The sequence below is a fragment of the Streptoverticillium reticulum genome (assembly GCF_047456005.1).
Lineage (GTDB): Bacteria > Actinomycetota > Actinomycetes > Streptomycetales > Streptomycetaceae > Streptomyces > Streptomyces reticulum.
In genome coordinates, this window is the sequence record NZ_CP179755.1 from 2952681 (window position 1) to 2965403 (window position 12723).

Genomic DNA, 12723 nt, shown 5'->3' on the forward strand with positions numbered 1-12723 from the left:
CACAGAGGTTGCTCGCATGAAGCTGTCCCGAATAGCGACGGTCGCGGCCGCCGTCTCCCTCGCCCCTGCCGTCTTCCTCGCCACGCCGGCCCTCGCCGACGACGGCAACACCGTGCAGCCGTCGGCCCAGACGGCCACCGGGCAGCAGGCGGGTGGCCCGGCCGCACAGACGGAGCAGGAGGCCAAGGCCGTCCTGACCTTCCCGGACCTCCCCAAGAAGCTTGTCGCCGGGGCCAAGGACTGGACGGAGTTCTCCTTCATCATCGACAACACCAAGGGCAAGGCCGTCGAGGAGTTCTCGCTCTCGTTCGTCCTCAACGATGTTTTCGACAACAAGGACCACTCAAAGGCGGACAAGTCAGAACTCGAATACCAGGGCGCGGACACGAAGTGGCGCTCGGTCTACAAGCCCTCCGCCTACGGCTCCGTGTTCGGCGAGGTGAAGGACGGGAAGCTCGAGAAGGGTGAGAAGCGCACCATCAAGCTGCGTATCCGTCTGGACGCCGCCTTCCCGGCGCACCCCGAGGCCAACGTGATGGTGGAGGCCTCCGGCGTGACGAATACGAAGCTCCCCCACATCGCCGTGGAGGCCCAGCCCGCATCCCCCTCGCCCGAGCCGAACACCCACGGCGGCGACAAGTCCAACGAGCCCACGGTGTCGCCCTCCTCGGCCAAGCCGAGCCCCTCCGACAGCCCCGCGCCCAGCGCAAGCCCGAGCGCAAGCGCCAGCGCCTCCGCGAGCCCCAGCCCCGCCCCCGCGACCGGCGGCGACAACACCGCCTCCGGCAGCGGTGACACCACCCAGCTGGCCGCCACCGGTGCCGGCAACGAGACGCCGTGGCTGATCGGCGGCAGCGCCGCCGCCCTCGTGGCGGGCACCGGCATGGTGGTCGCCGCGCGCCGCCGCTCCGCCTCGCGCGGCTGACGTCGCCCGGGTGTGAACCCCGCCCGTATCGGGCGGGGTTCACACCTCCGCCAACACACCTCCCCGCGCCCCCGGCCTCACTCCCCCGCGGCCGCCCCCGGGTCGTGCCGCAGCCGCGCCACCAGCGCGGCCGTCCGCTCGTCGAAGGCCGCCACGTCCAGCGCCGTGGTGATCTCCTTCTGGAAGGTCCCGGCCGCCTCGGCCACAACGGCCTTGCCCTGCGGGGTAATCCGCGCGTACATGACCCGCCGGCCCTCGTCGCTGATGGACCGCGTGGCCAGCCCGCCGTTCTCCAGCCGCGTGACGAGCCTGCTCACGGTCGGCTGGCTCAGCCCCACCGCATCGGCGAGGTCCTGCATCCGCACGCCGCCGGTCTTCTCCGCGTCCCGCATCACCGTCAAGGCGGTGTACTCGGCGACGCCGACGCCGTGGCCGCGCTGCAGCCGCCTGTCCAGGGTGTTGCCGATGCGGTTGGTGAGCACCACCAACTGCCGCCAGAGTTCGACCTCGTTGTCCCGGCGCCCTCGCGCAGCAGCCATGCCTGATTCTCCACAACCGTCGGTGTTCCGCCTGGTGCGCGGAACGGTACCCGGCGAACCGCCCCCGGAGCCGCTCCGCGGAGAGCCCGGAGACGAAGACCGGGGCGGGGCTCGTAAGATACGGACCGACCGGTTTTTTCGCACGGTCGCACCGAGGGCCACCGTGGGCCACCGTCACACCAGGAGGCCCGCATGGCACGGCAGGAACGTGCGCTCCGTACCCGGCAGGCGGTGCTCGAAGCGGCGGCGGAGGTCTTCGCCGACCGCGGCTACGAGGCCGCGACCATCACCGAGATCCTCGACCGGGCCGGGGTCACCAAGGGCGCGCTCTACTTCCACTTCCCGTCCAAGGAGGACCTGGCCCGCGACGTCCTCGAGCACGCGGTGACCGAACCGCCGCCGGAGCAGCTGATCAAGCTCCAGTCCTTCGTGGACACGGGCCTGATCCTCGCCCACCGACTGCCCCGCGAACCGCTCCTGCGCGGCGCGGCCCGCATCGCCGCGGACCAGAGCGCGCAGCGGTTCTTCGGCCTGCCGTGGCCCGTATGGGTCGAGCACACCGCGGCCGTGCTGGCCGCGGCCAAGGAACAGGGCGAAGTCCTGCCGCACGTCGACCCGGTCCTGACCGCCCAGACGATGGTGGGCGCGTTCACCGGCACGCAGCTCTTCTCGGAGGCGGCGGACGGCATGGCGGACCTGGAGCGGCGGACGGCCCTGCTCTACGAGCTCATCCTGCCGGGCATCGCGGCGCCGGGTGTCCTGGGCCGGCTGGACACCTCGCCGGAGCGGGGTGCGCGGCTGGTCGAGGAGAGCGGACGCGAGGCGGAAGAGACCGCCGGGATCGCCGAGATCGACGAGATCGACGGGGCCGCCGAGACCGTCTGACGGACCGAACCGGCCGCATCAGCACGCACGCACACACATCAATCACGGGGGAATGCATCACTCATGGGTGCACTGCAAGGCAAGACCGCGCTCGTCACCGGATCCAGCCGCGGCATCGGCCGCGGCACGGCCGAGGAACTCGCCCGCCAGGGCGCGCTCGTGGCCGTCCACTACGGCAGCAACGAGGCGGCAGCGAGAGAGACCGTCGCCGCGATCGAGGCGGAGGGCGGCCGGGCGTTCCCGGTCCGTGCGCACCTCGGCGAACCCGACGCGGTGACGGAGCTGTACGTCGCCTTCGACGCGGGCCTGAAGGAGCTCGGCGCCGAACCCGGCCTCGACATCCTCGTCAACAACGCGGCCGACGGCACGATGCGGGGGATCACCGACGTCACGCCGGAGCACTTCGACGACCTCTTCGCCGTCAACGCCAAGGCCCCGCTGTTCGTCATCCGGCAGGGCCTGGAGCGCATGCGCGACAACGGCCGCATCATCAACCTCACCTCGGCGGTGACGCGCCACGCCTTCCCCGACGCCATCGTCTACGGAATGACCAAGGGCGCCGTCGACGTCATGACCCTGGCCCTGGCCCAGCAGCTCGGCAGCCGGGGCATCACGGTCAACTGCGTGGCGCCCGGCTTCGTCGAGACGGACATGAACGCGGCGATGCGCCAGTCCCCCGAGGCGCGGGAGCAGTTGGCGGCCTTCTCGGTGTTCCGGCGGATGGGCGTGCCGCAGGACATCGCCGACGTGATCGCGTTCCTCGCGTCGGACGCGGGCCGCTGGATCACCGGGCAGCGGATCGACGCCACGGGCGGCTCGAAGCTGTGACGGTCATGACTCAGGGGTCATGACCGTCAACGGCACGTCCAGCGTGACGCCTTCGGGCGTGGTGAGGCGCAGGACGTAGGTGCCGGGGTTCCGGCCGGCGTGGAGGACGGGCAGCGTGACGAGGCCGTCGGAGCCGGGGGCGGGGAGGACGAGGGTGCGGACGGGGGCACCGTCCGCGTCCGTGAAGTACGGCGCCTCATCACTGCTGCCGTCCAGGGTCGCGGTGATCCGCGTCCCGAGGGCGGGCTGCCCGTGGCGGGTGGCCTCGATGCGTACGGGACCGGGGAATTCGGTACCGGCGACGGTGCTCAGGGGCCGCTCGCCGGCCACCCGGAGAAGGTCGGCCGTGGCGGTGGCCGGGAGCCGGAGCATCACCTGGAACCCGGCGTCCCGCCCTGCGGCCCGGGCCCGGACGGTGAAGGTGCCGGGCCGGTCCCCGGTGTGGAGGGGCGGGGCGACGGCGATGCCCTGACCGTCGGTGGCGACGGTGACGCTCTTGCCACCGCCGGGGAACCGGGCGTCGGTGTCGTCCCCCACGATCTCGAAGGTGACGTCCTGCCGGGGAACGGCCTGGCCGCTGCGGTTGCCGGACCGGACGCGGAACCGGTCCCGGAGCACCTGCCCGGTCTCGGCACCGATCCGGTCGGACCCGAGGACGTCGAGCCGGGTGGGGGTGAGGTCGGGGGTGGGCTTGGGGACGGGTGTGGGGTCCGGCTTGGGGTCGGGCTTGGGCTGGGGAGTGGGAACGGGAGTGACAGGCCGCGAAACGGTGCTTCCGGCCCCGGACTTGACGGAGACGGCCGTGACCCTCGGAACCGCCGGGTCGGGCCGATGCGGGGTGGCCGGAGTGTCGTTGGGAATGGCGGTGGCGTTGCCGCCCTGGTACGTCCGCATCCATTCCATCACAGCGTTGACGTATTCCCGCGAGTTGTTGTAGCTGAGGATGGCCCGGTCGAGGTCGGCGGGATTGTCGAGATCCCGGTCGCCGGCGCAGAGGTAACGGGCGGTGCCGAGGGCGGCGTCGTAGATGTTGTTGGGGTCCTTGACCCCGTCGCCGTTGCCGTCGGCACCCCAGGCGGCCCATGTGGAGGGGATGAACTGGGTGGGCCCGACGGCCCGGTCGTACTCGGTGTCCCCGTCCCAGCGCCCGCCGTCGGTGTCCCGGATGAGCGCGAACTGCTTCCCGTCGAGCCGGGGCCCGCGGATGGGCGTCTCGGTGGACCCGTCCTCGCGCAGCCCGTACCCCGAGGCGTGCACGGACTCGACCCGCCCGATCCCGGCGACCAGTTCCCAGGGAATGCGGCACCCGGGCTGACTGCCCGCGAGCGCCTCCGCGGCCTTCTTGTACGCGTCCAGGGCGGTCGCGGGAATCCCGGCGTCCCCGGCGGCGGAGGGCCCCGGCTGCACACCGGGCTTCCGGAGGTCGGGGAGGGCGAGGTTGGGCACACCGCGCGACGGCGCGGCCTGCGGGCTGTCCTGCCCGGGGGCAGCGGGGTCGGCGCTCGCGGTGAGCGGCCCGGCGGCCGCGGCCGTGGAGAGCGAGGCGGCGAGGGCGACCCCACAAAGGCCGCGGCGGGTGCGGGGGGTGACGAACTTCATGGGGTTCCTCGACGAAGGGGAACCGCGCCCCGTGAGGGGCGCGGGCACGGCTACAGGCTGTTGTTCCAGACCTTGCGGGGGGCCTCGAAACCGTCGGCGCCCTTGCTGGTGACGGTCCACAGACCGGTCCCGACGCGGCCGTCGGCACCCTGCCCGTAGTCGTACGTCACGCTGATGTCGGTCTTGCCGTCACCGTCGAAGTCACCGGCGGCCGGCTCGCTGACGTTCCAGTTCCAGCTGTCCTTGGCACCGGACTCCCACACCTTGCGGGGTGCGTCGAAGCCGTTCTTGCTGCCGTCGAAGACCCAAAGGGCAGTGCGGTTACGACCGTCGGAGGTCTTGTCGTAGCCGTACAGGACGGCCAGGTCGGTCTTCCCGTCGCCGTTGAAGTCACCGGCGACAATCTTGCTCGCGTCCCAGTTCCAGCTGTCCTTCCCGCTCTCCCACACCTTGCGCGGCTCGTTGAAGCCGTTGGAGTTGTTCGCGGTGAACCACAGGGCGGACTCGTTACGCCCGTCGGCAGTCTTGCCGTAGCCGTAAAGAACGGCCAAGTCGGTCTTCCCGTCACCGTTGAAGTCACCGGCGGCGAGCTTGCTGGTGTTCCAGTTCCAGCTGCCCTTGCCGCTCTCCCACACCTTGCGGGGAGCGTCGAAGCCGTCGCCGTTGCTGGTGAAGGTCATGAGGGCGGACTCGTTGCGCCCGTCGGAGGTCTTGCCGTAGTTGTAGAGCACGGCGAGATCGGACTTGCCGTCGCCGTTGAAGTCACCGGCGACAATCTTGCTGGCGTCCCAGTTCCAGCTGTCCTTGCCGCTCTCCCAGACCTTCCGCGGGGCCTCGAAGCCGTCGGCACCCTCGCTCGTGAAGGTCCACAGACCGGTTTCGTTCCGGCCGTCGGACGTCTTGCCGTAGCGGTAGAGGACGCCGAGGTCCGCCTTGCCGTCACCGTTGAAATCACCGGCGACGAGCTTGCTCGCCTCCCAGTTCCAGCTGTCCTTGGCGCCGGACTCCCACACGGTGCGCGGCTCGTTGAAGCCGCCCTTGCCGTCGGCGGTGTAGACCCAGAGCGCGGCCTGGTTGCGCCCGTCCTTGGACGGCCCGTAGTCGACGAGCCTCGCGAGGTCGGTCTTGCCGTCGCCGTCGAAGTCACCGGTGGCGGTCATGGAGCGCTTGGGCAGCGAACGAACCTGCTGGATCCAGTGGTTGACGTCGTCGACGCGGCTCTCGACGGCGCCCTTGCGGGTCTCGGAGTCGTCGCTGCCGAAGCACCCGCCCTGCCAGGAGGTGCTGCTGACGCCGGCGAGCTCCTGCCGGCCGTCCTTGGTACGGAGCGCGGGACCACCGGTGTCGCCCTTGCAGACGGCACCCTGCTTGCCGGTCACATCGAGGGTGGCACCCTTCACGGCGTCGACGCCGAAGGCACCGGAGTGCACGCGGTCGGGCACCCACTCGTCCTTGGTGCGCCCGTACCCGGCGATGCTCAGCGCGTCCCCCTTGCCGGGGGCGCTGGTGGCGAGCTTGGCGGGCGCAACGCCGGTGACGGGGGCGGCGAGCTTGGCCATGACGAGGTCACGGTCGGCGCGCGGGATCAGCTCGACCACGTCACGAACCTGCCCGGCCTCGGTGGCAAGGTCGGCACGCCCGACGGTGGCGGTGGTCTTGAGCTGCGGCGCACCGGCCGTGACGGCCTGGGGGTCGTCGGCGAAGCAACTGCCGGCGGTGAGCACCCACTGCTCGTCGACGAGCGTGCCGGAGCAGCCGCGCTTGCCCTCGCCGATGTCGAGCTTGACGGTGGCGGCGAACTCCCCGTCCTTGGCGGCGTCACCGACGACGGCGTGCGCGGGGGCGACGGTCAGTGCGGTGGCACCGACGACGGTGGAGAGAAACCCTGCGGCCAGGAGGGAGCGGGAGCGCGAGGCGCGGCCGAACATGTGCGTTTCCTTGGGGGGTGGGGGGGTGGGCCGCCGCCGGAGCGAGCGGCCCACGTGATGTGCTGGGGGGCTCAGCCGACGAGCTGAACCTCACCGTGGGTGCCGGCGGTGTCGACGCCCGGGTAGTAGCTGAGGTTGCCGTCGTTCCATCCCATGAGGATGTCGTTCGGCCGGTTGGCGGCAGCGGTGAACGAACCCACCGTCAACGTCTGCGAGTTCTTCCACGCGGACCCGACGGGCCGGATGGTGACCCGGCTGCCGTGGTAACCGGCGGTGTCGACGCCGGGGAAGACCTGCGCCTGACCGTCGTTCCACCGGATGAGGAGGTCGGCGGTCTTCTTGCCGGTGAACTCACCGGCACTGATCTGCGCGGCGTTCTTCCAGCCGTTGTCGGCCTTGGTCAGCTGCGTCCAGCCGCTGAGTCCCTTGGTCCCGATGTCGGAGTACATCGAGGTCGACCCGTCCTCCCAGAGGACGAGCAGGTCGTCGCGCAGGGAGTTCTCGGTGTAGCGGCCGGCCGTGATGAGCCGGGCGTTCTTCCAGAACGGGTTGTCGCCACCGCCGGGGCGGAGCGTCTTCTCGTCGTGGACACCGTTCCGGTCGACGTGCATGAACGTCGACACCTTGCCGTTCTCCCAACGGACGGTGATGCCGTCGGAACCGTCCTCGGTGAACTTGCCACCGGTGACGGCGCGTGCGCGCGTCCAGTAGCTGCCGGGCTTCTCGATCTGGTACTCGGCCGAGAAGGGCTGCTTCGGATCGTCGTGGTCGGCACCCTGGAAGAGGCTGGCCTCGCCGTCCTTCCAGACGACGAAGAGGTCCATGCGGCGCTTGCCGTCATTGGAGCCGCCGGTGAAGTAGCCGGAGGCGGTGTACGTGGCGTACTTCCACTGCGAGCGCGGGAGGAGGGTGCGGGAGGAGACGGACTGGATCCACCCGGCGATGTCGTCGACACGGGTATCGACGGCGCCCTTGCGGGTCTCGTCCTCGTTGCCGAAGCAACCGCCTTGCCAGGAGATGCTGTTGACGGCGGCGAGCTCGGCCTTGCCGTTCGTCTCACGGATGGCGGGGCCACCGGTGTCGCCCTTGCAGACGGCGGCGTCGGCCGTCTTGCCCGCGAGCTCGACGGCGGTGTTCTTGACCGAACCGACGGTGAACTGCGAGGTGTGGAGCCGGTCGGGAACCCACTCGTCCTTGGTCCGGCCGTAACCGGCAACCCGCAGCTCCTCGCCCTGGGCCGGTGCCTTGGCGCCGACCTCGACGGGGGCGATGCCGGTGACGGGCTTGGCCAGCTTGGCCATCACCAGGTCACGGTCCTCGCGGGGGACTAGCTCGACGACGCTCTGGACCTGACCGGTTTGCCCGGACATATCCGTGCGGCCAATGGTCGCCGTCGTCTTGAGCTTGGGTGCACCAGCGGCGATCTGGCCGCCCTGAGCGGAGCCGTCGGCGAAGCAACTGGCTGCGGTGACGAGCCACTGCTTCTCGACAAGGGCTGCGGCGCAGCTGCGCTCGCCGTTGCCTATGTCGAGCTTCGCGGTGAAGGCGTACGCGCCGTCCTTGGCTATGTCACCCACGACGGCACTCGCTGGCGCGGCGGTGAGCAGACCGGCTCCGACAGCCACTGCGAGGAGCCCTGCGATCCACACGGCGCGTGGACGCTTTACAGGCATATGTATTCCTTGATTGGTGTTCATCCGAGTTTCCCGAGCGTTCCGCAAGCAGTCTCTCGACGCCGGGCGGGGCGGCGACTGTCGAAATGGGGCGCGATCTACTTCCCTGTGACGATCTCCACGAGTACGTGCTCACGCCCTGCCGGGTCCGTGGTCTCACCGACGCCCTGCCACTTGTTCTTGCCGATGTCATAGGACTTGGTCTTGTCCTCGACAGTCATCTCGACGCGTGCAGTGCGCTCCTTGGTCTGCACTCCTGTGACAGCCGGAACTTCGAGGCTGAGGTAACCCTTGTTGCCCTTGACACGGAAGCAGAAATCATCCCGATCACGAGCGATGAATTTCAACAGATCGGGGGAGCTGTCGCACTCAGCCAGCGTGATGTTGCCGTCTCCACGCTTAAGTTTCAGGCCCTTCTCCGCGAGGATCTTTGCCGCGTTGGGATAGGAGAAATCTTCGACAGCCGAAGGCATTTGGCCGGACTTGCTGGACGTCGGCACTGCCGTCGCCACTGGCGCTGCCGACGCGCCAGTACCGGCAGCGTGGGCTACTCCGGCCAACAGCAGGGTGCCGCCCGCCAGAACCAGGGCCAGCGAGCGTGAAGGGGTCTTCATCTGTAGATCTTTCACTGAGATACGGCTCGTCTACCACAGTTCATCGACAGAGGCAGACAAGTAGAGATGCGGAACCAGTCCGCCAGAGTGACGCGTTGGGGGCACACCCCCGAACCGACAGGGTTAAACAGCTATCACCAGGCATGCCGGATCGACAATCTGCAAGGCGTGACCGAAGCCACACACGAACCCCTGCACCTACATCGCGCTGCACTCAGAGATGAAGCTCCAGGTTCAACTTCACCCTCTACGAGGGCAGTTCGGAGTCGACCAGAGGGACCACCCAGACGCACCGTGACATTACTCACCCTTTACCTTGACTTTAATCCATCGAGGCTATGTGTGATCCTCAAATCCGGCGTCAAGTGCGCCCAGGAAAACGATCATTGATACCGAGAAGCCAGTGTGAATACTTGACATGGAACGGACAGAATTGACAGGCGGTCGGTCCCGTTGGCGAGGGCAGAGGTTCACCGCCCTTGGCGCACTGACGGTCTCCATAGTTCTTTTTGGCACTGCTGTCGCGGAGGCAGCCCCTCCGGAGCATGGCACGCTGCCAGCCAACGCCCGGGCCCAAGCTGTTGACGCCTGGATGAGTGGCGACGCGGGAGTGAGGCGTGCCGCCGCCAAAGCCCTGACCGGAACCGATGCGGATCTGCAGGACTTTCTGGCACGGGGACTTCATCGCGCCACCGTCGACGATGCGCGCATCGCGATCCTCAAGATGCTCCCTACCGCAGGTAAGGGGGTGAGTGAAGCAGGCCAGAAGGCACTGTCCGGAAGCGACCAAGATGTTCTCGACTTCCTGAAGTCCGGGTTCGAGAAGCCCTTGCAGGATGACCGACGCGTCGCCGTGCTGAGGGCAATGAACGATGGCGGCAAGGCCGTGAACCGAGAGGGCCAAAAGGCCCTCAACAACGGGTCGGCCAAGGCACTGGATGAGTTTCTCGACAAGGGCTGGTCCAAGGCCGAGGACGAGGACAACCGGGTCCGGGTGCTGGCCCTGATGAACTCCGGCGGTCAGGCCATGGAGCAGGCCGGCGCACGGGCGATGAGCGGAACCCCGCAGGACAGAGTCCAGTTCCTGGAGACCGGGCAGCACCTGGCTCGTGCCCGTGACCAGGAACTGATGACAGTTACCCAACTCGCGGATGCGGCCACAGCGGCAGGCAAGCGTGCCAAGGCCGAGACCGAGGAGGCCAAGGCGGCAGCTGCCCGTGCCGACGAGGCCGCAGCCTTGGCCAAGGAAGCTGCCGAGAAGGCTGCGGAAGAGAGCCGGGCTGCGAAGGGGGATGCGGACAAGGCCGGGCGTGCCGCCACCCGTGCTGCCCAGGCCGCCGAAGGCGCGGCCGCGGCTGCTCGTACCGCGATCGAAGCGTCGAACGCTGCGGTGGCCGCATCGCGCACCGCAGCACAGGCTGCCGCCAACGCTGCGCACGCCGCCACTGTGGCGGGGCAGGCGGCCGCCAGGGCGTACCACTCGGCGAATGCCGCCATCAGTGACCGTAATCAGGCCGCGAATGCGCGAAAGGCGGCTCAGGCAGCCCGCGATGCCGCTGCCGGCGCCCGTACCGCAGCTCAGGCCGCCTCCCATGCCGCTGACGCCAGTGCCGCTGCCGGGAGCTCCGCCTCCGCCGCTGCCCGCGCCGGGCAGAATGCGGCTGCCGCGGCCGAGGCCGCAGCCGTCGCAGGCGAGCAGTCCGGGGTCGCCGCCAGCGAGGCCGCACGTGCGCGACGGGCCGCAGCCCAGGCCCGCTCAGCGGCAACGCAGGCCACCAATGCATCTCGTCGCTCCCAGAGCCTGGCCAACCAGGCTGCTGCGGCGGCCCGGGAAGCACGCCAGGCCGCCGAATCTTCGGCCCGCCACGCCGACGCCGCTGCGGACGCGGCGGAGGACGCCGCTCGGCATGCCGGTGAGGCCGATGCCGAGGCGAAGAAGGCCACCGCACACGCCAACGCCGCACTCCAAGCAGCAGAACAGGCCGCGTCCGCAACTGCTCAGGCCCAACAGGCCGAGAAGACGGCCCGCGAGGCTGAGAAGTCCCTGCTCGAGCAGGGGGAGGCGAAGGCGATCGCGGACGCCGAATTCCTGAAGTCTCTCGAAAACGAGGCAAAGGCCACCAATACGTACGCGCGGACGCAGGCTGCCCGCATGGACGAGGAGACCAAGAGACTTCTCGCCGAGGGAGCGGACAAGGTCAAGCAGGCCCCCGCGGCAGCGGCCGCCCTTGCCCGCAAGGCTGCGGTCAACCTCCTCAGCAGCGACGGCGGCTGGACCAGCGGGGCTGCCGGCCAGGCCCTTTCCGGCACCGACGCCGACATGCTCGCTTGGCTCACGACGGATCGCGTGACCGCACAGCAGGAAGACGATCGCGAGACCACTCTTCACCTGGCCCGCATCGGTACGTCGAAGACGGCTTCCGGCGCCGAAGCTGCACTCGCTCAAGGCCCTGCGGCGGTCGAGGCGTTCCTGACGGACGGAGTGGTGGAGAGCCAGCGTGACGAGTTCCGCATCCAGACTCTGCGGGCGATGGAAGACGCGGGCAAGGCCGTGACTGCAGCGGGCAACGCAGCTATGAACGACGGCTCGGCCAAGGCTCTCAGCGCCTTCCTCCTCAGCAGCTACCCGAAGGCGCAGGCCGACGACGACCGGGTCGAGGCTCTGCGAATCATGGAGAAGGGCGGCCCGAACGTGAAGTCGGCAGCCCGCATAGCCCTGGCCGGCCCCCGCTGGATGGTGGGCGTCTTCGTGACGCGTATCCAGTTCAAGGCCGCACAGGCCGATCAGGACACCGACGCCCACGTCGCAGCTGTACGTGCACAGATCAGCATTGCCGCCAAGGCCACAGCGACCGCCTACGAGGACGCCAACACCGCAGCCGAGGCGGCAGCCCACGCCAGGGGAAAGGCTGACGAGGCAAACGGCTACGCCAAGCAAGCAAAGCAAGCCGCACAGGAAGCGAGTGACCACGCGGCACGGGCACGCGAGAGTTCGCAGGCCGCCGACAAATCCGCGGCAGCTGCGGCAACCTCGGCCGAGCAGGCCAAGTCCGCCGCTGCTACCGCCCGCAAGGCCAGCCGGGCCGCGAACTATTCAGCCAGTCAGGCCACGGCTTCCGCTGCCCAGGCCAGCATTTCGGCCAGCAATGCGGCCTCATCCGCCCGCGTGGCTCGGCAGGCCGCCCTGGACGCGGGCAAGGAAGCCGCCGAGGCCGGCCAGGCCGCGCGTGACGCATACGCCAGCGTTGTCGAAAAGCGCCGCCAGGAGCAGCAGGCGGAAGCGAAAAAAGCCAAGGACACAGCACAGGCGAACCTGAACATCAACTACCGCCCGCAGGACGACCCCAAGAACGATGACGTCGTCTTCGAGAAGCACAGCAACGCCGGAGTCCCCGACGGAGTGCGTAACGTAGTCGGATTCTTCAGCCTGCGAGGGGCCTTCGATGGTTCTGCACTCTTTGTGCTGGGCCGTACCGACGAGTCCAAAGAGGCTTTCAAGGGATTCATCGGCCCGTTCTTCGCAGGGCAGCTCGGAGGTTATTGGAGCGGCTCTGCCGTAGCGATGGGTGGGGCAGTAGGCGTCATCGGCAGAGGCGGTACCAGGCTGTTCGGGTGGCCGGTAGCGCTCGGCGCGACGGTGATCGACTATCTCCTGCCCGAAGGCGGTCCGGTACGATATATAACACCTGGCCCTCTCGGGCAACGTCCCGTCGCTCCCATCACATGAGGTTG

The 12723-nt window shown here is 69.0% G+C and carries 9 protein-coding genes; 4 read left to right on the forward strand and 5 right to left on the reverse strand.

Annotation, left to right across the window (positions count from 1 at the left end):
* Nucleotides 1-16 precede the first annotated feature (16 nt).
* A complete protein-coding gene (locus tag ACMATS_RS13145) occupies nucleotides 17-925 on the forward strand; it encodes an LAETG motif-containing sortase-dependent surface protein (protein WP_414167991.1) in 909 nt (302 codons plus the stop codon).
* A gap of 77 nt (nucleotides 926-1002) precedes the next feature.
* Here the strand turns inward: ACMATS_RS13145 and ACMATS_RS13150 are convergent, their stop codons facing one another.
* On the reverse strand, nucleotides 1003-1464 hold the full coding sequence (locus ACMATS_RS13150) for a MarR family winged helix-turn-helix transcriptional regulator (RefSeq protein ID WP_414167992.1): 462 nt from the start codon (nucleotides 1462-1464) through the stop codon (nucleotides 1003-1005).
* Nucleotides 1465-1656: 192 nt separating this feature from the next.
* Here ACMATS_RS13150 and ACMATS_RS13155 point away from each other — a divergent pair, with 192 nt between their 5' ends.
* Nucleotides 1657-2349: a ScbR family autoregulator-binding transcription factor gene (locus tag ACMATS_RS13155; protein WP_414167993.1), complete on the forward strand. Its 693-nt coding sequence runs from the start codon at nucleotides 1657-1659 to the stop codon at nucleotides 2347-2349.
* Between the two features lie 63 nt (nucleotides 2350-2412).
* On the forward strand, nucleotides 2413-3177 hold the full coding sequence (locus ACMATS_RS13160) for an SDR family oxidoreductase (RefSeq protein ID WP_390776463.1): 765 nt from the start codon (nucleotides 2413-2415) through the stop codon (nucleotides 3175-3177).
* A 3-nt stretch (nucleotides 3178-3180) separates the two neighbouring features.
* On the opposite strand, the gene ACMATS_RS13165 is transcribed toward ACMATS_RS13160, so the two are convergent.
* The 4 genes from ACMATS_RS13165 to ACMATS_RS13180 form a co-directional block, all read right to left on the reverse strand.
* Nucleotides 3181-4776: a lytic transglycosylase domain-containing protein gene (locus ACMATS_RS13165; protein ID WP_414167994.1), complete on the reverse strand. Its 1596-nt coding sequence runs from the start codon at nucleotides 4774-4776 to the stop codon at nucleotides 3181-3183.
* A 50-nt stretch (nucleotides 4777-4826) separates the two neighbouring features.
* On the reverse strand, nucleotides 4827-6704 hold the full coding sequence (locus ACMATS_RS13170) for an FG-GAP-like repeat-containing protein (RefSeq protein ID WP_414167995.1): 1878 nt from the start codon (nucleotides 6702-6704) through the stop codon (nucleotides 4827-4829).
* A 71-nt stretch (nucleotides 6705-6775) separates the two neighbouring features.
* Nucleotides 6776-8377 carry a S1 family peptidase gene (locus tag ACMATS_RS13175; protein WP_414167996.1) on the reverse strand — a complete coding sequence of 534 codons (1602 nt, stop codon included), beginning with the start codon at nucleotides 8375-8377 and terminating at the stop codon, nucleotides 6776-6778.
* A 98-nt stretch (nucleotides 8378-8475) separates the two neighbouring features.
* Entirely contained in the window at nucleotides 8476-8991 is a 516-nt protein-coding gene (locus ACMATS_RS13180; protein ID WP_390776459.1) for a hypothetical protein, read from the reverse strand.
* Between the two features lie 418 nt (nucleotides 8992-9409).
* Between ACMATS_RS13180 and ACMATS_RS13185 the strand changes: the two genes are divergently transcribed.
* Entirely contained in the window at nucleotides 9410-12718 is a 3309-nt protein-coding gene (locus ACMATS_RS13185) for a hypothetical protein (protein WP_390776458.1), read from the forward strand.
* Nucleotides 12719-12723: the final 5 nt, after the last annotated feature.

Coding starts and splice junctions, on each gene's coding strand:
- ACMATS_RS13160 (WP_390776463.1), top strand. CDS start 2,413: ATGGGTGCACTGCAAGGCAAGACCGCGCTCGTCACCGGATCCAGCCGC.
- ACMATS_RS13175 (WP_414167996.1), bottom strand. CDS start 8,377: ATGCCTGTAAAGCGTCCACGCGCCGTGTGGATCGCAGGGCTCCTCGCA.
- ACMATS_RS13145 (WP_414167991.1), top strand. CDS start 17: ATGAAGCTGTCCCGAATAGCGACGGTCGCGGCCGCCGTCTCCCTCGCC.
- ACMATS_RS13155 (WP_414167993.1), top strand. CDS start 1,657: ATGGCACGGCAGGAACGTGCGCTCCGTACCCGGCAGGCGGTGCTCGAA.
- ACMATS_RS13150 (WP_414167992.1), bottom strand. CDS start 1,464: ATGGCTGCTGCGCGAGGGCGCCGGGACAACGAGGTCGAACTCTGGCGG.
- ACMATS_RS13165 (WP_414167994.1), bottom strand. CDS start 4,776: ATGAAGTTCGTCACCCCCCGCACCCGCCGCGGCCTTTGTGGGGTCGCC.
- ACMATS_RS13185 (WP_390776458.1), top strand. CDS start 9,410: ATGGAACGGACAGAATTGACAGGCGGTCGGTCCCGTTGGCGAGGGCAG.
- ACMATS_RS13170 (WP_414167995.1), bottom strand. CDS start 6,704: ATGTTCGGCCGCGCCTCGCGCTCCCGCTCCCTCCTGGCCGCAGGGTTT.
- ACMATS_RS13180 (WP_390776459.1), bottom strand. CDS start 8,991: ATGAAGACCCCTTCACGCTCGCTGGCCCTGGTTCTGGCGGGCGGCACC.